Below are 19,742 nucleotides of genomic sequence, written 5' to 3'. Positions count from 1 at the left end.
TCGTTTACGCCATTAGGGCCGTGAGGATAAGTGCGATTGCAATACTGATGGCCATTTCCACGGCAGCAATACCAATATTGTGCTGTCTTTCGACTTCATCCGCTAAATTGATCCGTGCTAAAACCAGCTTTTTAATCACAAACAGTAACAGTGTCAGCACGACTAGCATAATGATTGAAAACACCAACCAACCAATGATGTTAGTGACATAGGCCGTTGGATTGAAAAGGATAAAATGGCTCGCGGCATTAAAGCTGAGTGCCATGGCGATCATAAATCCGGCGTGGCGAATAGCAACAGCCGTATGACCTTGAGCGAGTGCCTGCTGCATTGATGAGTCTTGGTTACGACTTGCGAAACGTTTTTCACGTAAGCGGGTGAGTAGCACCAGCATGAGTTGTGAAATCGCAAAGGCACTAAAGATAGCAATAAAGGTATCGATTGTTAAATCTTCAGCCCATAACAGCACTGCGCGAATAATGATTGCGGTGGCGATAGCAACACTTGCATCCACAATGGCGACGGACACGTTCCCTTTAATAATTTGCTGGTTTTTATCGAGTTCATTTAACGCGATTTTATCGTGTAGAAAACGTCCGAGTTTGATCAGTATTAAACCAAATAACCCATAGGCGCTCATGCCTATCGCTTCGGTTAAATAGGAGGGCGCTGCAGCGCCTGTGATGGCGCCTGTGAGCACAATGCCTAACGCGGCAACAGCGCCAGCAGTACTGATCCCAAAGGCAAAGTTATCGCGTTCAGCCAGTTCTTTGCTGCTGTTGACCCTAATGCTCCATCCTTGTAAATAACGCATTAATGTCAATAAGATAACCGCAATCGTGAGGTCGATTGCGAGTATAGTGATTAACTCTGGTGTGATACCGAAATCCTGAAATAGTGTCATGGGAGATCCTTTACGTTACTTGCCTCGGCGCACACTGCGGGTAGTGCGATTGCTGGAATTACGGAAACTGCTGTCTTTAGAATAGTTTGAGCGGAATTTATTGTCAGATTGTGCTCCCGACTTATTCGCTGAGCTCGAACCTGCAGTATTCGCTTTTGGAGCACTAGTGCTCTCGCGGGAGAGAGAGGTTGAGCCTGTGCGCGATTTTGAATAGGGGCTATCGAAGCGTTTTCCTTGCGAATCGAAACGTTTTTTGGTCTGTTCGAAGGTTTTTTCCTGCGCCTGCGCTTGTTTTGGCGAGGTATAGCGGTAGCGGCCAACGTCGTTGTAATAGCTATAGCCACGGTTACCGGACCAGCGGTCGTAATAAATGGGGCGCTGGAATATATTGGAAAACATCGAATACATGCCGTACCAAGCCCAGAATGACATGCCGCTGGAGTCTGTCTGCCAACTTCCATAGGCTGGGTTACCCACCAGTTGGCTACCTGGACCAAAATCCTCGGCGTTATTGGCTAGGGCAGCAGCCTCACGGCTGATTGCATTGACGCGGGCGAGTTTGCCTTCTGACATATCCGCTATCACGTTCACGGGATCGGATAGCATGTCGTTATACAGGCTAGGATCGGTCGCTTGATAGAGATTCTCTACCTCGGCTAATTGTTGGTCGAGATCGGTAAAGTTAGCCGAATTTTTGGCATCACCTAAGCGGCGTTTGAGCGAAGAAAACATAGGCCCTTCGGCGGTTGCATCCTTGGCTAATTCATCCACTAATGGTGCTAAATCGGGCTTTTGCTGTTTTAGCAAGCTGCTGTATTGCTTGAGCAGATTGGCATTACGGATTTGACCATCATCGAGCATCGTATTGAGTGTTGTGAGACGCTGCTCCGTGAGTTGTTGATACTTCTCAATTTTCTCCGGCCGATCATCGCCACAACCCGTCAGCGATAAGACCGCGGCCAAAATGAGCATCGACGTGAGAACACGCATTAGCATTCCTGCCATGTTTTCTCCAAAAGTGCTGAAATAAAACCCAAATATTGGCGGACAATAATAATCAACTTGCCCAATATGTTTGCCTCACAGGTTATAGTACCCTAAATAGCCAAGAAAGAGGGGTTGCTTTCTTGTGGGTGAGCTCAGTTTTGCCATTTGCAGACACACGCATTAAGGCATGGCAATTATGTTAAACCTGATGCGATTTCATTCTATATCATTTGCGACATAATATGTCGATATTTAAATTTGTTAGGGATTATTATGGCCGTGCAAAAAGACAGTAATAAGTCATTGTCTCCCCTCATTACTCAAGCCTCTGAGCGTCATTGGGCACGCCTTACTGAAGTATGGTCAGAAGGACTGGCAAATTTAACCGCTGCCCAGCAGCAAGAATTGAAAACGGTTTTGGGACTAAGCGATTATATCGCAAACCAATTAACACGCTCTCCAGAGTGGATTAACGCCTTGTTTGCCGATGATTTGCAGCAAGTTGAACGAAAACTGTTTGATGCACAGTTACGTGAGCAATTAGCCAGTGCCACTACTGAAGATATGGCAAAACGCCTACTGCGCCGATTTCGCAATTATCAAATGGTGCGTTTCGCGTGGCGAGACTTTTTAGATTACGCCAGCTTAGAGGAATCTTTGCTCGATCTTTCTGCGCTCGCTGAGGCGCTAGTGATCGGCGCAAGAGATTGGCTCTACAAGGAGATGTGTGTTCAATACGGTACGCCAATGGATAAGGCCGGCAATCCCCAACCGCTGCTAATTTTGGGCATGGGGAAACTCGGTGGACGTGAGCTGAACTTTTCCTCCGATATCGACCTGATTTTTACTTTCCCAGAACATGGTGAAACCGTTGGCGGTCGCCGTAGCCTTGATAATCAACAGTTTTTTATCCGCATGGGGCAGAGGCTCGTCAATTTACTCGACCAGATTACCGTTGATGGTTTTGTATTCCGTGTTGATATGCGCCTGCGTCCTTATGGTGAAAGCGGTCCTTTAGTGGTGAGTTTTAGTGGCCTGGAGGACTATTACCAAGAGCAGGGGCGTGATTGGGAGCGTTATGCGATGGTGAAAGCCCGTTCGCTCGGGCCTTGGAACCATTTCTCCGACGAGTTACACAGTCTGTTGCGTCCCTTTGTCTATCGCCGGTATATCGACTTTTCGGCCATTGAATCCCTGCGCAAAATGAAGCAACTCATCGCCCAAGAAGTACGTCGCCGTCAGTTGACCGATAATATTAAACTTGGTGCGGGCGGCATACGTGAGGTGGAGTTCGTGGTGCAAAGCTTCCAGTTGATCCGTGGTGGTCGTGAGCCCTCGCTGCGCCAGCAAAGCCTGTTTGGTGCCATGGATACCCTTTATAGCCTAGGGCAGTTTGAATACCTCGCAGTCGATGAGCTTAAGCACAGTTATTTATTGCTGCGCCGCGTCGAGAACCTCTTGCAAGCGATTGATGATAAACAGACGCAAACCTTGCCGAATAATGCGCTCGATTGGGCGAGGCTCTGCTACGTACTCGATATGACCAATGAAATTGACCTTCGTACCCATATCGAGGCGGCGATGGCGAAAATTCATCGTCACTTTAAGGCTACGGTCGGTGGCGAAGAAGGGGAGGAAAAAGCCGAGCATTGGACAGCGCAGCTGTGGAACGTGCAGCAAGATGATCACGCAATTAACTTGTTAGCTGAGCAGCAGATTGATGACGATAAACTCTGGCCTTTACTGAGTCGTTGGCGTGAAACCGTCACTAAACGCTCGATTGGCCCACGTGGACGTGAAACCCTCGATAAATTAATGCCAAGGTTGCTCGACGAGCTGCTCAATCAACCAAGCCCGTCGGCGGCTTTTGAGCCCGTATCTAAAGTGCTAGAGCAAATTTTAACACGCACCACTTATCTTGAGTTGCTATGCGAAAATCCCGGCGCCCGCCAGCAACTGGTGAGCCTGTGCTGCGCAAGTCCGTGGATTGCGGTGCAACTCGCTAAGTTTCCTATGCTGCTCGACGAGCTTATCGATCCGGCGCATCTGTACGATACAACTTCGCTGGATGATTATCCCAGTGAACTGCGCCAGTATCTGCTGCGGGTGCCTGAGGATGATATGGAGCAGCAAATGGAGGCGCTGCGCCAGTTTAAGCTGTCGCAACAACTTAAAATTGCCGCTGCCGATGTCACCGGAGTATTGCCTGTGATGCAGGTGAGTGACCATTTGACCTTTTTAGCCGAAGCCATTATTGAACAAGTGGTAATGCAGGCGTGGCAGCAGGTTGCTGTGCGCCACGGCGTGCCGAGTTATCTAGCGGAAAGTAGTGACACTGGTTTTGCGGTGATTGGTTACGGCAAGTTAGGCGGTATTGAGTTGGGCTATGGTTCGGATCTGGATTTGGTCTTTCTGTATGAAGCGCCGGAGAATATGGCCAATAGCTTGACCAATGGTGATAGACCCATCGAAGTGGGCCATTTTTACCTCAAACTTGCCCAACGTATTTTGCATTTATTCTCGACGCGAACCACCTCGGGTGAGTTGTACGAAGTGGATATGCGCCTGCGTCCTTCAGGGGCTTCAGGTCTGATGGTGAGCGAGATTGCGCGTTTTGGCGAATATCAAGCCCAAGAGGCGTGGACATGGGAGCATCAAGCCTTAGTTCGGTCACGTTTTGTTTTTGGTGATAATAGTTTGGCTGTCAAATTTAGCCAAATCCGCGCTTGTGTTTTAGAGCAATCACGGGATAAAGACGAGCTTAAAAAAGCGGTACGTGAGATGCGTCAGAAGATGCGTGACCATTTACTTAAAGTCAGTGAAGGCGAGTTTGACTTAAAACAAAGCCCCGGTGGGATCACTGATATTGAGTTTATTGCTCAATACTTGGTGCTCGCTAATGCTCATGAATACCCTGAGTTATCAATTTGGTCTGATAATGTGCGTATTTTTGGCGTGCTGGCCGAGCTTGAACTTCTGCCTTTGATGAGCGCGCAACATCTTACCCAAAGTTATTGCTGGTTAAGGGATGAAAATCACCGCTTAACGCTGCAGCAAAAATCTGGGAAGTTGGCCTACGCCGACGTTGCTGCCCATGCGGAGCGGATACTTGCCATTTATCAGGCCATACTTGAGTAAGTAACACATGAGTCAAGTAGTTGGTCTACGCTTGATAGTAAGCCATTTGCGGAGCGAACTATGCAATTACCTCCCATCCCTGATAATGAGTTGCAACGTTTATCCACCTTAAAGGCATTGAATATACTCGATACCAATGCCGAAGAAAGGTTTGACCGTATAACGCGGCTAACTCGGCGTATTTTTGCGCTACCTATTTGTGTGGTGACGTTGGTGGATGCCAGTCGGCAATGGTTTAAATCCTGTCAAGGATTGGAGGTGACTGAGACATCAAGGGATATTTCCTTTTGTGGCCATGCTATTAATCATGATGGTATTTTTATTGTTAACGATGCCCAAATGGATCCCCGTTTTCACGATAACCCTTTAGTCACTCAGTCTCCCCATATTCGTTTTTATGCTGGTTATCCTTTGACGATTCGTGGTGAATATCGGGTCGGAACTTTGTGCTTAATCGGTAATGAGCCGAGGGAATTTAGCGCTGATGATATCGAAACTCTCACTGATCTTGGGCAGATGGTTGAGGCGGAGTTGTTGTCTATATCGCTAAACACCTTAGATCCCTTAACGATGATTTCTAATCGGCGTGGATTTGAACAGCTTGCGTTTCAATCCCTTGCTAGTTGTCGACGAACAAATTCTCAGGCTGCGTTAGTGTTTTTTGACCTCGACTTTTTTAAGGAACTCAATGATTCTTTTGGTCACCGTAAAGGCGATCAAGTGCTCTATGATTTTGCCCATCTCTTGATGGCGGCGTTTCGGGAATCCGATGTGATTGCAAGACTGGGGGGCGATGAATTTGTGGTACTACTAAGTTTTGTGAAGATAGATGCAGTGCATGTTGCGATTGAGCGTTTTCAGTCATTACTAGAGCAATATAATCAACAGCATCCACAGCAACCTACCTTAGTGAGCAGTATAGGTGTAGCTCATTGGTCGCCTGAATTGGATATCAATCTTGAGGATTTACTCGATGCTGCCGACAGGGCAATGTATCAAGATAAAGCCGAGCATCACTTAAATAAACCTGAATGATGGGATATACAAAGGGAGACCTCGGTCTCCCTCGTGCAATAGCATTATCCCGTAATTTGCATTACCCAGTGTTGGTACAAGGGTAAGCCGATTAACACGTTCACCGGAAAGGTAATCCCAAGGGATGCCAGCATGGCGAGGCCAATATTAGCTTCGGGAATGGCGGCGCGTATGGCTGCAGGTGCTGCAATATAAGAGGCACTGGCACTCAAGCCTGCAAGCACCAAGATGCTTCCCGGCGGTAACTCGAGCCATAACCCGACACCAATACCGCACCATGCCAAAGCAAAAGGTGTGACGGCGGCAAACACTAATAAGCGCCATTGCTGCAGTGGTAGAGGTAAACAGACTTTTGCCGTGACTAATCCCATCTCCAGTAAAAACAGGGCCAGTAGGGTTTTAAATCCACCCAATAGTACAGGGCTAATGGCCGCAAGTCCTGTCGGACCATAAAGCCAACCAATGACCACTCCACCGACTAAGAGCACCACACCGCGGCTAGTTAAAGCTTCATGCAGTATGCTCGATTGCTGAGTATTAGGCACTGTAGCTTGTAGCGGCTGTTTGGCGCTTAAATATCTGTGTAACCAGAGCATGACCACAATCGCTGGTAGTTCGAGTAGCACCAAATATAAAGTTGTTTCGGGTCTTAATGTCATCCCTGATTTTTCCACCATGGCGATAACAACGGCAAAAGTCCCCGCGCTGACCGATCCATAATGGGCGGCGATGCTAATAGCATCAGTGCGCCCAAGCCGAACTAAGCGGGTGAGCACAGGGTAAAGTGCCAATGGGATGAGCAAACCTAATGCAACAACGGCAACGAGTTCAGTGAACACTAGGTTTTGAGTATGGCCGTGCAGTGCCATGCCGCCCTTTAACCCTAAGGTAAGCATTAACAAAATCGACAGGGTTTCATAAATAGCGGGTGGCACTTTAAGGTCGGATTTGACTAAGCCTGCGAGCAAACCTAAGGCGAAAAATGCAATGACAATATCTGGCATAAGTCTCTCATTAATACTGTTTTAGTCCTCGTTTATTTAAGGACCATTGATGACTGGTGATTCTGGACTCAATTCGTTATATTGAAAAATAAATTGTTTACTAATTAGGTATAGATAATTATCTATGGATAAGTCTTCTCAAGGTCAACTGAAACTACGGCATTTGAGTTTTCGGCTACTTGAGGTTTATGTACAGGTGGTTCGGCTGGGCAATATTTCGGCGGCGGCTCGCGCCCTACACCTTACTCAGCCTACCGTGTCACTGCAACTTAAAAAGTTAGCGGATATTTTGGGCGAACCCTTGCTAAACAGCACTGATGGCCGTATGTCGCCCACCTTAGTTGGACAAGAGCTGTACCGAGCCGCCTGCGATACCCTAAGTCGCTTTGAAGATGTCAATGCCTTTATCCAGCAGGCCAGAGGCGGCAGTGTTGGCCATATCAATATCGGTTTGGTAACTACGGCAAAATATGTGGTACCACGGATTTTAGGGGCGTTTTATCGGCAATTTCCGCAGGTAAAAGTGACCTTAAATATCGGCAACCGCGCGCATATTTTGGGGCGATTCGAGCGTCAAGAAGATGATTTATATCTCTTTAGTCATCCTCCCAGTGGTGAGCAAGTGTTATCGGCAAGGATCATCAAAAATCCGCTGCAGCTTATTGCGCCTAAGGATCATTGGGCGGTTAACCGTCAGCAGATACGCTTTAGCGAGTTGAAGCAAGAGCGCTTTATTATGCGCGAACCTGGTTCTGCAACCCGCTTGATGTTTGAATCTTGGTGCAGCGCCCAAGGAATAGCCCTGAGCGATACCATGCAAATTGAGAGTAACGAAGCGATACGCTTGAGCGTGGCATCGGGCTTAGGCTTATCAGTGATTTCGGCCCACACGCTACAGGAAGGGCGCGAGAAACCGGCGGTATTGTCCGTAAGCGGATTTCCACTGGAGAGTAATTGGTATCTTGTTGGCCGTCGGGACCGACGTTTACCCTATGCCGCCATGCAGCTAGTGGAATTTATGGCGACTCATCTTGCCGAATGTATTGAGCCAGAGTGGGTTGCCGCAGATATTCAGCACTTAAGTACTATCTTTGCGCCTGCGAGTTTGTCTCGGTAGAAGCGGTTACGGTACAAGTTAACAACTGTCGCTACTTAAACACTGGTCGCTGCTCGTTGCTTAAAAAACTGCTGTTATCTTAAGCGAAACTTTTGAATCATAAATGATGAATTAATGCTCAATCTAATTTTTTGTTTTTCAATATGTTAATTTCATCGCGGCGCTGTGACTCATTTCTATTAGCCGACTATAGGTGCGGCGAAATTCAAAACTAAGGGCGCCACCTTGATAGAGTTCTGTGAGTGGAACGTCGCAGCTTAAATATAAGCTGACGTCTTGATCGTATAACTCATCGATAAGGCTGATAAAACGCCGCGCAGGATCATCGTTGACGGCATAGGAGAGTTGCCGCTCACCAGTGGTCGCAGCTTGGTTGTCGCCAGTGCCATCTTCCGTGCCACGGGCGCGGATCCAGCCTTTTACTTCGCCCCCGAGTCTTGGCACATTGCTTAGCATTAACACCTTAAATCGGCTCGCTATTTCAATGTAATCTAGCTGTGAGCGCGGGCCATCACACAGGGCATTAAAATCAAACCAAGCGACTGAGGGGAGTTGATTTTCGGTTGTCGCGCGTATAACTGAGATCTCACGCTGGCAGACTCGCAGTTTGCCATCTTTAATGCTGGGCGAATTTTGCGTGAGTGCAGCGAAAATCCCATCGAAATCCAGTGTGCCTGTCAACCCAATATTATGTGACGTCGCCGCGAGCGCCTCTGCCGATGGTTTTGCACTCAATGCATGCAGTCTATGATCCTGCTTCCCATTAAGATGCAGCATTTGGGTATGGGCTTGAAGCAGAGCGATGCAGGGTAAAAATCTGTGCCTTGCAAGGCCATTTTCATATAAGCGTTCGATGGGAATGTTGGACGTGGCGACCAGCACGACTCCTTGGGCAAACAAGGTTTCAAATAAACCTGCGAGGATCATGGCATCGCCAATATCCGAGACAAAAAACTCATCGAAACAGAGTACCTTACACTCCTTTGCTAAATTTTTTGCAATCAATTTTAGGGGATCGCGCTGCCCCGCATGTACCTTTAAGGCCTGGTGCACTCGCGCCATAAAGCGGTGAAAGTGCAATCTAAGCTTACCTCGCTGTGGCAGGGCATCGTAAAACAAATCCATCAGAAAGGTTTTGCCGCGCCCAACATCGCCCCACAGATACAAGCCTTTAGGGGACGTGGAGCCTGAATGGGTGCAGAGCTGCTGATGCAATGTATCCAAGGCGAGCACCGCCTGTCGCTGAGCGGGGTCCTCAATCAGTTCGACGCCAATTTTGGCCTGATAAATAGCCTGTAGTGATAGGCTGTGAGTCGCGGGTAACAAGGGATTAAAGGCCATGGGATTTGTTATAAATTAAGTCAGTTTTAGGGGCGTTTGGGATGCCATATTAGTTTTATCATTGCTTAAATCGTTATTGAGAACAAGAAGCTATCGGTGTGTTGGTACACATGCCATTGATGACACGACCTCATTACGCTTGATGAAACCACTTGAACGTTAGCAAATATTGGGATTATGCCGTCATCGGCAGTAGCGGATTAGGCTCTAGCACTCATACTTGTATCGGCTCAGGCGCGGCTATGCAAGAGTTAGCACAAATGGCACAAAGCCATGCCCCTGTGCTTAAACTTGGCATGGCGAATGACATTACTACGGGAAAGCTATAATTATATTAATCAGTTACCTTAACCACCTCGAGTTTCCATTCAGGCAGCTTAGCGGTGAGATCGGCTGATATCTTATTAACATCGCCCCGTAAAATAATGAGAGGTTCACCATGAAACGCTTGTTGTGCTAATAGCATCAACTGACTGGGCGATAGCGCCTGCAGTTTAGCGTTTATGGCTTGCATTGATTGCGGATCTAATCCAAGTACCTGTTGATGAATAAATTGGGCTTCGCTCTGGCTAGGATGATCTTTTGTTAACAATACTTCACCAATCAGATAGGTTTTTAGGGTATTGAGTTCTCCCTCGCTGACAGGCGCTGACGTCAGCCATTTTAGATGATCCAAAATCCCCACCACAAAGGCGCCAGAGTGTTCTATGGCCGTGCTACCGTAAAACTTGATACTGCTAGAAAGCGGCGCATTGGTACACTGGCCGTAAATCCCGTAGGTTAACCCGCGTTTTTCCCGCAAGTCGTAATAGAGTCGCCCCGAAAAACTGCGCCCGAGGAGAGCGGCTAAACTGCGACAACTGAGAGTGATATCCTGTGGTGTTAATTGGTTTGAGTCGAGGGCATAACCTATTCGCACCTGTGTTTGTATAAGGGCTATCCATTTAGCGCCACCAGTGTCAATATGTAGTAATGAAAACTTCATCGTATTTATTAAAAGCTGGCGTCGATTACCCTACAAATTGGGACGAATTTGTTGATTGGTTTCATGATGAACAATCTTGCACTAGCTACCTTTACGCACTTCGTTGGCCAAACGGATTCATTTGCCCAAGCTGTTCGAGCCATCAATCACCTTATCAGTTAAGTAATGGCAAGTTAAAATGTCATGCTTGCCGTTTTCAGTGTTCAGTAACATCAAGTACACTTTTTGACAAAACAAGAACCCCCATGAAAAGTTGGTTTGCAGCTGTCTGGTTTATTACAAATCAAAAGAATGGGGTCAGCGCTCTTGGAGTCCAAAGGCTATTAGGTCTTGGGAGTTATCAAACTGCTTGGTCTTTAATGCACAAGTTAAGATATGCCATGGTTGATCCTGAAAGAGATAAACTGTCCGGCATCGTAGAGGTTGACGAAACATTAATAGGTGGGGTCATTCCAAAATCATCTATTAAAAATCAACAGGGTAAGCGTAAAGCTATAGTTTTGGTGGCTGTTGAGCTGCTATCACCCTCTGGATTTGGGCGGATACGTTTAAGGCAAGTAGAAAGTGCAACTAAAGAACATATCCATCAATTCATTCAAGATGTAATAGAGCCTGGTAGCACAATTTGTAGTGATGGTTCTCAAGCATACAAGCAAATAGACAAAAAAGGATATAAGCATAATCGGATGGTGCATTTAGGTTCGGTAGTGTTCATAATTCTGTGTCATTTCAGTAAAATATTCAAAAACAGGAATGACACATGACCCAACCTTTTAACTTCGAACAAGCCCTTAAAGATCTGCAATCAGGTAAAAGCCTCACAGGTAAAGACAGCATTCTTGGCCCACTGATCAAGCAACTCACTGAAGCGGCTCTCCAGGCTGAGCTTGAGCAGCATTTAGCGCATGATCCTCAGCCTAATCGTAAAAATGGCAAAACCCCTAAGACCATTAAGCATCCGTCCGGTAACTTTGAGTTAGACGCGCCTAGAGACCGCAATGGCACCTTTGAGCCTCAGTTGATTAAGAAAAATCAAACTACACTAACCGATGAAATCGAACGTAAAGTGTTATCGATGTTCAGTATAGGTATGAGCTATCGCGATATTAATCAACATGTTGAAGATATGTATGGGCTCAATGTGTCTAACGCAACAGTAAGCGCCATCACCGACAAACTCATCCCCGAACTTAAAGCGTGGCAACAGCGCCCATTAGATAGCCATTATCCTATCGTTTGGCTTGATGCGATACATTATAAAGTCAAAGAGGATGGGCGTTACGTCAGTAAAGCCGTTTACACATTGTTAGCGCTTAATATGAAAGGAAAAAAGGAAATTTTAGGGCTTCACTTATCCGAAAATGAAGGCGCTAATTACTGGCTATCCGTACTGGCCGATCTTAATAATCGTGGTGTAAAAGATATTCTTATCGCCTGTGTTGACGGCTTGACCGGTTTCCCTGAGGCCATAGCCAGTATCTTCCCTCATACGGAAACACAGCTATGCGTTATCCACCAGATCCGCAACTCAATGAAGTATGTCGCCTCAAAAAATCAGAAAGCGTTTATGGCTGATTTAAAGCCTGTGTATCGAGCCGTGAGTAAAGAAGCCGCAGAGATGGCATTGGACGAACTGGAGGCCAAATGGGGTGATGCTTATCCGTTGGTAATCAACTCTTGGCGTCGCAAATGGCATAATTTGTCCCATTATTTTAAGTACCCAGAACATATCAGGAAAGTGATTTACACGACCAATGCGGTTGAGGCTGTGCATCGCCAATTTAGAAAGCTCACCAAAACCAAAGGTGCATTTCCTAATGAAAATAGCTTGTTGAAGCTACTTTACGCAGGCATATTAAACGCCTCAGATAAATGGACTATGCCAATCCACAATTGGAGCCTTTGTTTATCTCAGTTAGCGATTTATTTTGAAGGACGTTTAGATAGCGTGCTAGAAATTTAAAAATTAGCCTGACACAGAATTTTGAACGCCCTCTTAGGTTCATCTGTACCTGCACATGAAACAATGGCTGGGGTGCATCGAGTCTCATCATTATGTAAAAGATGGCTTTTAGGTACGTATCAAGGTGCGGTAAAGGCTAAGCAACTTGATTATTATTTAGATGAGTTTACATTTCGCTTCAACAGAAGAAAGTCAGATTCTCGGGGATTATTATTCTACAGGTTGCTTGAGCAAGCAATGCGTTCTAAGCCGATAACGTACCAATCAATTAAAAATCGATAACCACAATATATAGTGGTTGGTCGTGCTAAGTGGATAGCCCTTGTTTGTACACTGCCAGGCGCATCAATCACATAAAGTGTGCGAGATTGCGGCGGCTTTTGCGCTAATACGGTGTTGATGAGCGCAGAGGGTGATGGTGAGTCTTTATTTACATAGGTTGGCCACAGAGTAAGGCTCTGCTTGAGATCAAACTCGGCTTGCGCATTATTGGGTAAAAATAACTGCCAGTTTGCTTGAGCAAAGGTGCGCTGCTGTAGCCGCGACAGTTCGTTTAAGCTTAGGGAGTCGAACAAGGCCTCATTGTTGACGCTCTTGTTGTAGGGATGTGTTGTACCAAGGAGTTTGTCCCGCCAGGCTTTATCGATTTCGGCGCCACTAAAGGCATTTAAGTGCTTATTAAGCTTCAATTGACGGCGGATATTATCGATATCGACCGCTGTTGGCTTGCTAAACGCCTCGTGCTGCCAAAATTGTACCAGTAACTGGTAGAGATGATTAACTGATGCGGGGCACGTTAGACTCAGGTTAATGCTGTGCAGCGTGACGCGAGTTTCAAAAGTTTCAAGGCAAGCATCGGCTTGGGTTAGCGCTAGGCTGCGGGCTTTTTCCTGAAAGGCGACTTGTAAAATATCAGGATTATCAAAGGGCAGATTGGGGCTAATTGCCACTAGGCTCACTCTGTTACTGAGGTTTTGAGTCGTGCTAGCTGTACGCTGTAACTGGTAAGGGATCGCTATTCCATCAGGGGTGACATCAATAAAAGGTTGTTCATTGGGAAGATAAATATTCTCGACTTGAGGTAGATTGGGTTGGGTATCAAAGTTTGCCAAAGTGGGCGCTTGCGTAGGGGTAAAGCTAAGCTGCGTCTGCTGACAGGCGCCCAGTATGACACCAATAAGGCCGATGCTAATGGTTTGCAGTGCCTTAGAGAATCTTAATGATAGAACTAAGTTTATGTATTTGAATGTTTTCATCATAGCGCTGCATCCTCTAAATCGTCGCTAACACCTGCCGGTAACCATTCGAGCAAGGTTTTTCCTAAGCGGATATACCAAGGTGGCAACAGATCAACCCTGACCATATTGGGCGTAAAGTAGTGCTTAGCCACCCGTTGAAAATCGTCGGCTGTAACGGCATTAATCCTTTCCCATTGTGCGGTTAACGGATGGGCGTGATCTTGTTTACTGGTGGCGGAAAGCAAGGTGGCAAGGGACTGAGTGCTGTCGAGCTCTGCCAAGTGCTGGTTTAGCCAAGTTTGCTTGAGTTGACAAAGCGCTGCATCACTCATGCGAGTCTGTTGCGCCTGCTTTACCAACGCTAAGATCATTTCGGTTAGGTCATTAAGGGAGATTTTTGCCCTTGGCACTAAAATCAGATTCGTTATCCCATGATTCTCAAGCTCAAAGGGCAAAGAGTAACTCAGCATTTGCGCAGGATCATGCTGGCTGATTTTTGCTAAGGCGCTTTGAGTATTTTGGAATAGGTCTGCTTCGAGCAATCTAATCGCGGCGGCATCGGGATGATTTTTACCTACCGTATGCCACGCAAGTAGTAAACCGGGCCAAGGGCCACGTTCATCGGTAACCTGCACCATTACGGGCTGGGGCGTTATCTTTAGTTGGTTAAATTCGATTATTGGCTGATTGGGGGCTGTCCATTTGGCAAAGTGCTGCTCAATCAGTGTTTTTACCTCAGGGGAAAGCTTGCCGACGAGGGATAACTGCATGGCATCGGGACGATAATAGGCGCGGTGGAAGGCAGTTAGGCTTTCAGGGCTTGCCTGAGTGATATCCTCATGCGTGCCGATAATGCCATGGCCGTAGGGGGTATCTTTGACCTGTGCAAGCAGGAACTCCATTGTACTGCGCACGTAGGGTTGGTTATCTATGGTTTGCGCCATTTCTTGGAGCACGGTTTCCTGTTGATTCTTAACTGTGGTTGCGGTCAATTGGGGACGAATAAAACGGTCCGCCTCAAGAAAAAGCCCTAAACTGAGGGCTTGGCTCGGCAGAGTGACAAAATAATTAGTGTAATCAAAGTGGGTGCTGGCATTAAAGCGGGCTCCTAAAGCGCTTAGCTGCTGTGCATAGGTGTCGCCGGGTGCCTGTTCACTGCCCTTGAATAACATATGTTCGAATAAATGCGCGTATCCACTTTGTCCCTTAGCCTCGTTGCGCGCCCCCACATTAAATTGGCTGGCAATGGTGAGGGTGTGTTTATCCTCAAGGGGCAATAAGTGTACGGTAAGGCCATTGGCGAGAGAGTAAGTCTCGATACGTGATTCTAATTGATAAAGCGCCGCTGTTCCTTCGATTTGACATTGTGCCTGGAGTGCTGGGCTGAGTAGCGTCATCAGCAGAGTAAGGCAAAGGCGGGTGTATGTTCTCATTTTTAGCTTCCCTCTCCATGATTTGGCGTCCACTTCCATTACCAACCGGTGGCTCAACGTCGAAGTTGTGCTGCCATTGTGCTGATACGTCAGACACTCGTCGGATTTCATCTAAATCATTTGAATAGCATTCAGTTTTTAAAAAGAACTGCTATGATGGCACAGTTCTTTTTCTGGCATAAGTACAAGATATGGTAAGCAGATCTCCGTTCGAATCCTTTCAGTGGAAAAGCGATATTTTTAACTGTGAAAGCACTGATATCGATAATTTTTATCTACAGCTTGAGCAGGAAATGTCCCGTTTGGGGATGGTTGAGAAAAAACTGGGTGAAGTGGGTAAATACAGTGTCAGTCTGTATCAGTCTCCCGCGGCGAAGTCAGGCTTACCTTCGTTATTAATCTGCGCCGGATTTCACGGTGAAGAGTCAGCAGGCCCATGGGGATTACTGCACTTTTTAAGTGAAGCATCAGTCGAATTATTTGAACGGGTAAACCTAAGTATTTTGCCCTTGGTGAATCCAACTGGGTTTAAACGTGGCCATCGATTTAATAAATTTGGCGAAAACCCAAATCGAGGCTTCGAATTCGAAAACGGTAAACCTAAGGCGAATGAGGGCACCTCAGTTGAAGGTAAACTACTGTTAGAACATGCACAATTACTGATTGCGGCGAGTCGAGATGGTATTTTAACCTGCCATGAAGACGTATTAAGTCATGATGCTTATGTGTATTCTTTCGAGCCAAGCCAAGTGCCAGGTCGTTTTAGTCTTGATTTACGCGATACGTTGGCAGGATATTTCCCCATTGCTGTCGATGGTGAGATTGACGGTTGCCCCGTTAAAGATGGTTTGATTTTCAATCACTTTGATACCTCATTTGAGGCATGTTTGGTGCGTAGTGGCGCGCGTGTTGGCGCTTGTACCGAAACGCCTGCATTGCAAAACTTCGATCAACGTGTGTTGGCAAATAGCGCGGCGATGACGCACTTTTTGGCGCTGTGTGCACCGTTATGTGATTGATCGTAAAGCTTGATTACAATCAATATAAAAATACCCGCCTAAGCGGGTATTTTTATTGGGCTAGCGGGGTCAACCGCTGGCTTACAAGGCGATTACTGATTAATAATCGCTGGTACGCCAGTGCGCTCATCCAGTAGCTTTTTAATCATGCTGGAGTCGGTGTCAGCTTTTGCAATAAACTTTGCGATATCTTTCGGTAAAGAAAGTGCAACTGGCTCATTAGACTCAAACTCAGCAATGGTGCGTGATAGCGGCTGATGTACGGCTAGGTAACGCTTGCCATCTGGCTCTTCGGTCGCCTTAATCGGTTGGTTTACAAATTGTACTCGGGTCCCTATAGGCACAGTTTTGAACAAGTGTTCAATATCATCGTGACGTAAACGGACACAGCCTTGGCTTACTCGTAAACCAATACCGAAGCTGGCATTGGTGCCATGGATGGCATACAAGTTACCAATGTAGAGTGCATAGAGTCCCATTGGGTTATCAGGACCTGCTGGCCATACCGCAGGTAGAATTTCTCCCCTTGCCGCATATTCTTTGCGAATACGTGGTGTAGGAGTCCAAGTGGGGTTTGCACGCTTACGTTGAACGCTGGTTACCCAGTTTTCTGGCGTATCTTTACCGATTTGGCCAATACCAATGGGTAGCACTTCAACCGTCTTTTTTCCCTTTGGATAGTAATACAGACGCATTTCGGCAACGTTGATCACTATGCCTTCGCGAGGTGCATTTGGTAGGATTAATTGTTTTGGAATTAATAGCTTACTGCCAGGCTTAGGTAGAAACGGATCGACGCCTGGATTGGCTTCCAGCAAGTTGCTTAGACCGAGTTGGAACTGAGCAGCAATATCTTCGAGGGTATGTTTACCCTCTGGCACTGTGTAATACAGGTTCTCGCCAACTAACCGACTCTTCGGAGACGGTAAAGGGTATTCCGTTGCTAAAGCGGAGAGACTTGGGAAAACCAAAGTCAATAATAAAGCTGTGGTGCGGAGCATACTCATAAGCGGATACTACGATTCCTGTTAATAAAATAACCTGTTTAACGCGGCTCTTTCTCCCCCCCAAATAGGGCGGCAACTTATCGGGCAAAGTACCCTTGCGCGCGAAGCTCGCATCCTTCCTTATTTTGGCCATTATTTCAACTGAAATATGGTTCATAAGGCGTATTTATTACTTATTTTTGCTTTATGTCTTTTAGTTGTCGAGCTGCTGGGCGAGCTTTCTGACGATTAGTAGCCTTTTACTCTGGGGATGCTCGTCTTATTGAGTTGCATGCAGAGAAGGAATCTTAGCTCGAAACTCTCAGTCTTCTGTTGGATTTCCCCTTAAACGAAGGCACAAGGTTTTGGCATGTTAAAGGGGGACTCCTGCTTAAGTTGAGCGCTCTCTTTGGTTTTTATTCGAATTATCAATGTTTTTGCTTGATGTTAGTTAATTGGTCATGGCTTATTGGACGATTTAATCTAAAAGAAGATTAGTTATAGTATTGTATTGTTTTTTAATTTGTTGATATTTAATAATTTATTTTTATTAAATCAGACCGGAAGTGGTTTCGAGTTGATTTAATGATTGGCTCTAAATTTAGTCGGTATTTGGTTGTTAATAGCTGTTTGACGTTAATTTATGTAGATGATTGAAAGTTAATATTTAAAACTCCAATTTTTTGCGTTTTTTATGCTAAAATAAGAAACGAAAATTTTAAACTGAGTCATTTTTAATCTAGGTGATTTCGCTATCGTTTGGCTGAACAAGCAGTATTTAAGGAGGCATGTGTGGATGCAGATTCCATCAATAGTTTTTTTCTGATCGGTGCCTTACTTACTGCTGTGAGTGTTTTATTAAGTCCTATGTCATCCCGTCTTGGGATTCCTATCTTATTAATTTTCCTCGCGGTAGGTATTCTTGCTGGTGAAGATGGTCCCGGCGGAATTCTGTTTGATGACTACTCAACCGCGTATCTTGTTAGTAACTTTGCCTTAGCCATTATCTTGCTCGATGGCGGTATGCGCACGCGGGTCGCCAGTTTTAGAGTGGCCTTGTGGCCAGCCTTGTCATTGGCAACCTTTGGGGTGGCGATCACTACCAGTATTACCGGGGTTATGGCGGCGTGGTTATTTGACCTTCATTGGCTACAAGGCTTGCTCGTGGGGGCCATTGTGGGTTCGACTGATGCGGCAGCGGTATTCTCGCTATTAAAGGGGCGCAGCCTTAACGAGCGGGTTGGTGCAACGCTGGAAATCGAATCGGGTAGTAACGATCCTATGGCAGTGTTTTTAACCGTCACTTTAATTGCCATCCTTGCCAATGTCGGTGCTGAGTTATCCGCCAGTTTTATGTTGATTAGCTTTATTAAGCAGTTTGGTTTGGGGGTTTTATTAGGTCTAGGTGGTGGCTGGCTGCTTTGGAAATTGGTGAATGTAAGCAAGCTTGCAGAAGGTTTATATTCGATTCTCGTGCTTAGTGGTGGTCTAATGATCTATGCCACTTCGAATAAGTTAGGCGGTAGTGGCATTCTGTCGATTTACTTAGTTGGACTTTTTCTTGGCAATAAACCTACCCGTGGACGCCATGCGATATTAAACGTGTTGGATGGCATGACTTGGGTTAGTCAAATCGGTATGTTCCTCGTATTAGGGTTGTTACTGACACCGTCGGATTTATTGGATATTTGGCTACCAGGTTTAGCTTTGGCCTTTGGGATGATTCTGTTTGCTAGACCACTGGCGGTATGGTTAAGCTTATTACCCTTTAAGAGTTTTGGTAGCCGTGATCGCTGGTTTATCTCTTGGGTAGGACTTCGTGGGGCTGTGCCGATTATTTTAGCGGTATTCCCTATGATGGCAGGGCTTCCTGGGGCTCAGCTGTACTTTAACTTAGCCTTTTTCGTGGTGATCGTTTCACTCTTAGTGCAGGGGGCATCACTCACTACAGCCGCGCGGTTAGCTAAGGTGGAACTGCCCCCAAAGCCGTTACCTATTTCGCGTTCGGGAGTTGAAATTTACCCAAAAAGCGAATGGGAAGTTTTTGTCTACTGTTTGAGTGAAAGTAAGTGGTGTATAGGTGAACCGCTAAAACGCTTAGCGATGCCTGATGGAACTCGAATTGCGGCGGTATTTCGCAATAATACGCTATTACACCCCTCGGGCAGTACGTGCTTAGAAGCGGGTGATATTCTGTGTGTACTCGGTCAGGAAAAGAGCCTAGAGGCATTAAGTAACCTCTTTAGCCAAGCCCCTGAAACGGATGAAGTATCGCGATTCTTTGGCGACTTCTTTATCGATACCGAAGTCAAACTGGCTGATCTTGCGCCTATCTATGGCTTAACCTTAGATGATGAAACGGGTGCCATGACAGTGGCTGATTTAGTCGCGTTAGAGCTTGGGGCACACCCTGTACTCGGGGACCAGTTCCTGTGGCAGTCACTCCATTGGGTGGTCGCTGGGCTCTATGAAGGCAAAGTCACCAATGTGGGGATTCGCTTACCCGCGGATGCTTAATAGCCTTGTCGTTAAATGTTTAGTCCTTTTGTCTAGGTCGCAATTATCTCTCTGCGTCCTACAAAATCAAAGATT

14 protein-coding genes and 3 pseudogenes are annotated in these 19,742 nt (G+C 46.3%); 9 read left to right on the top strand and 8 right to left on the bottom strand.

The window, feature by feature from the left end; all coding sequences use genetic code 11:
* Window positions 1-4 precede the first annotated feature (4 nt).
* A complete protein-coding gene (locus SO_RS17530; RefSeq protein ID WP_011073539.1) occupies window positions 5-904 on the bottom strand; it encodes a DUF350 domain-containing protein in 900 nt (299 codons plus the stop codon).
* A gap of 15 nt (window positions 905-919) precedes the next feature.
* On the bottom strand, window positions 920-1,909 hold the full coding sequence (locus SO_RS17525) for a hypothetical protein (protein WP_011073538.1): 990 nt from the start codon (window positions 1,907-1,909) through the stop codon (window positions 920-922).
* A gap of 255 nt (window positions 1,910-2,164) precedes the next feature.
* Here SO_RS17525 and glnE point away from each other — a divergent pair, with 255 nt between their 5' ends.
* Entirely contained in the window at window positions 2,165-5,029 is a 2,865-nt protein-coding gene (gene glnE, locus SO_RS17520) for a bifunctional [glutamate--ammonia ligase]-adenylyl-L-tyrosine phosphorylase/[glutamate--ammonia-ligase] adenylyltransferase (RefSeq protein ID WP_011073537.1), read from the top strand.
* Window positions 5,030-5,089: 60 nt separating this feature from the next.
* The gene (locus SO_RS17515; protein WP_011073536.1) at window positions 5,090-6,064 is read left to right on the top strand and encodes a GGDEF domain-containing protein; all 975 of its coding nucleotides are present in this window, start codon (window positions 5,090-5,092) and stop codon (window positions 6,062-6,064) included.
* Window positions 6,065-6,108: 44 nt separating this feature from the next.
* Here the strand turns inward: SO_RS17515 and SO_RS17510 are convergent, their stop codons facing one another.
* On the bottom strand, window positions 6,109-7,068 hold the full coding sequence (locus tag SO_RS17510; protein WP_011073535.1) for a sodium-dependent bicarbonate transport family permease: 960 nt from the start codon (window positions 7,066-7,068) through the stop codon (window positions 6,109-6,111).
* Window positions 7,069-7,192: 124 nt separating this feature from the next.
* Between SO_RS17510 and SO_RS17505 the strand changes: the two genes are divergently transcribed.
* Window positions 7,193-8,185: a LysR family transcriptional regulator gene (locus tag SO_RS17505; RefSeq protein WP_011073534.1), complete on the top strand. Its 993-nt coding sequence runs from the start codon at window positions 7,193-7,195 to the stop codon at window positions 8,183-8,185.
* A gap of 138 nt (window positions 8,186-8,323) precedes the next feature.
* Here the strand turns inward: SO_RS17505 and zapE are convergent, their stop codons facing one another.
* Window positions 8,324-9,526 carry a cell division protein ZapE gene (gene zapE, locus SO_RS17500; protein WP_164925763.1) on the bottom strand — a complete coding sequence of 401 codons (1,203 nt, stop codon included), beginning with the start codon at window positions 9,524-9,526 and terminating at the stop codon, window positions 8,324-8,326.
* 152 nt (window positions 9,527-9,678) lie between these two features.
* Between zapE and SO_RS17495 the strand changes: the two genes are divergently transcribed.
* On the top strand, window positions 9,679-9,855 hold the full coding sequence (locus SO_RS17495) for a hypothetical protein (protein WP_164925762.1): 177 nt from the start codon (window positions 9,679-9,681) through the stop codon (window positions 9,853-9,855).
* Between the two features lie 5 nt (window positions 9,856-9,860).
* Here SO_RS17495 and SO_RS17490 read toward each other — a convergent pair.
* Window positions 9,861-10,457: pseudogene (locus SO_RS17490) on the bottom strand (M16 family metallopeptidase); the annotation flags it as partial.
* A gap of 41 nt (window positions 10,458-10,498) precedes the next feature.
* Here SO_RS17490 and SO_RS17485 point away from each other — a divergent pair.
* The 3 genes and pseudogenes from SO_RS17485 to SO_RS17475 form a co-directional block, all read left to right on the top strand.
* Window positions 10,499-11,221, top strand: a pseudogene (locus tag SO_RS17485) (IS1595-like element ISSod11 family transposase); the annotation flags it as partial.
* 50 nt (window positions 11,222-11,271) lie between these two features.
* On the top strand, window positions 11,272-12,474 hold the full coding sequence (locus tag SO_RS17480) for an IS256-like element ISSod4 family transposase (protein ID WP_011070721.1): 1,203 nt from the start codon (window positions 11,272-11,274) through the stop codon (window positions 12,472-12,474).
* 33 nt (window positions 12,475-12,507) lie between these two features.
* A pseudogene (locus SO_RS17475) lies at window positions 12,508-12,756 on the top strand (transposase); the annotation flags it as partial.
* Here SO_RS17475 and SO_RS17470 read toward each other — a convergent pair.
* Both SO_RS17470 and SO_RS17465 read right to left on the bottom strand, forming a co-directional pair.
* The gene (locus SO_RS17470) at window positions 12,690-13,733 is read right to left on the bottom strand and encodes a hypothetical protein (RefSeq protein ID WP_164925760.1); all 1,044 of its coding nucleotides are present in this window, start codon (window positions 13,731-13,733) and stop codon (window positions 12,690-12,692) included. The pseudogene SO_RS17475 and the gene SO_RS17470 sit on opposite strands and share 67 nt — an antisense overlap.
* A complete protein-coding gene (locus SO_RS17465) occupies window positions 13,730-15,145 on the bottom strand; it encodes a M16 family metallopeptidase (protein WP_011073532.1) in 1,416 nt (471 codons plus the stop codon). The genes SO_RS17470 and SO_RS17465 overlap by 4 nt, the downstream gene beginning before the upstream one ends.
* Before the next feature lie 191 nt (window positions 15,146-15,336).
* Between SO_RS17465 and SO_RS17460 the strand changes: the two genes are divergently transcribed.
* Window positions 15,337-16,164, top strand: coding sequence for an N-acetyl-ornithine deacetylase (locus SO_RS17460; protein ID WP_011073531.1), 828 nt, complete (start codon window positions 15,337-15,339; stop codon window positions 16,162-16,164).
* Window positions 16,165-16,256: 92 nt separating this feature from the next.
* Here the strand turns inward: SO_RS17460 and SO_RS17455 are convergent, their stop codons facing one another.
* The gene (locus SO_RS17455; protein ID WP_011073530.1) at window positions 16,257-17,171 is read right to left on the bottom strand and encodes a L,D-transpeptidase family protein; all 915 of its coding nucleotides are present in this window, start codon (window positions 17,169-17,171) and stop codon (window positions 16,257-16,259) included.
* Between the two features lie 771 nt (window positions 17,172-17,942).
* Here SO_RS17455 and SO_RS17450 point away from each other — a divergent pair.
* Entirely contained in the window at window positions 17,943-19,667 is a 1,725-nt protein-coding gene (locus SO_RS17450; RefSeq protein ID WP_011073529.1) for a potassium/proton antiporter, read from the top strand.
* Window positions 19,668-19,742 lie beyond the last annotated feature (75 nt).

Origin of the sequence: Shewanella oneidensis MR-1, assembly GCF_000146165.2 — a bacterium.
In the GTDB taxonomy this organism is placed as follows: Bacteria; Pseudomonadota; Gammaproteobacteria; order Enterobacterales; family Shewanellaceae; genus Shewanella; species Shewanella oneidensis.
The sequence above is the reverse complement of the archived record's forward strand: the minus strand, read 5'-3'. Positions and strand labels throughout refer to the sequence as shown.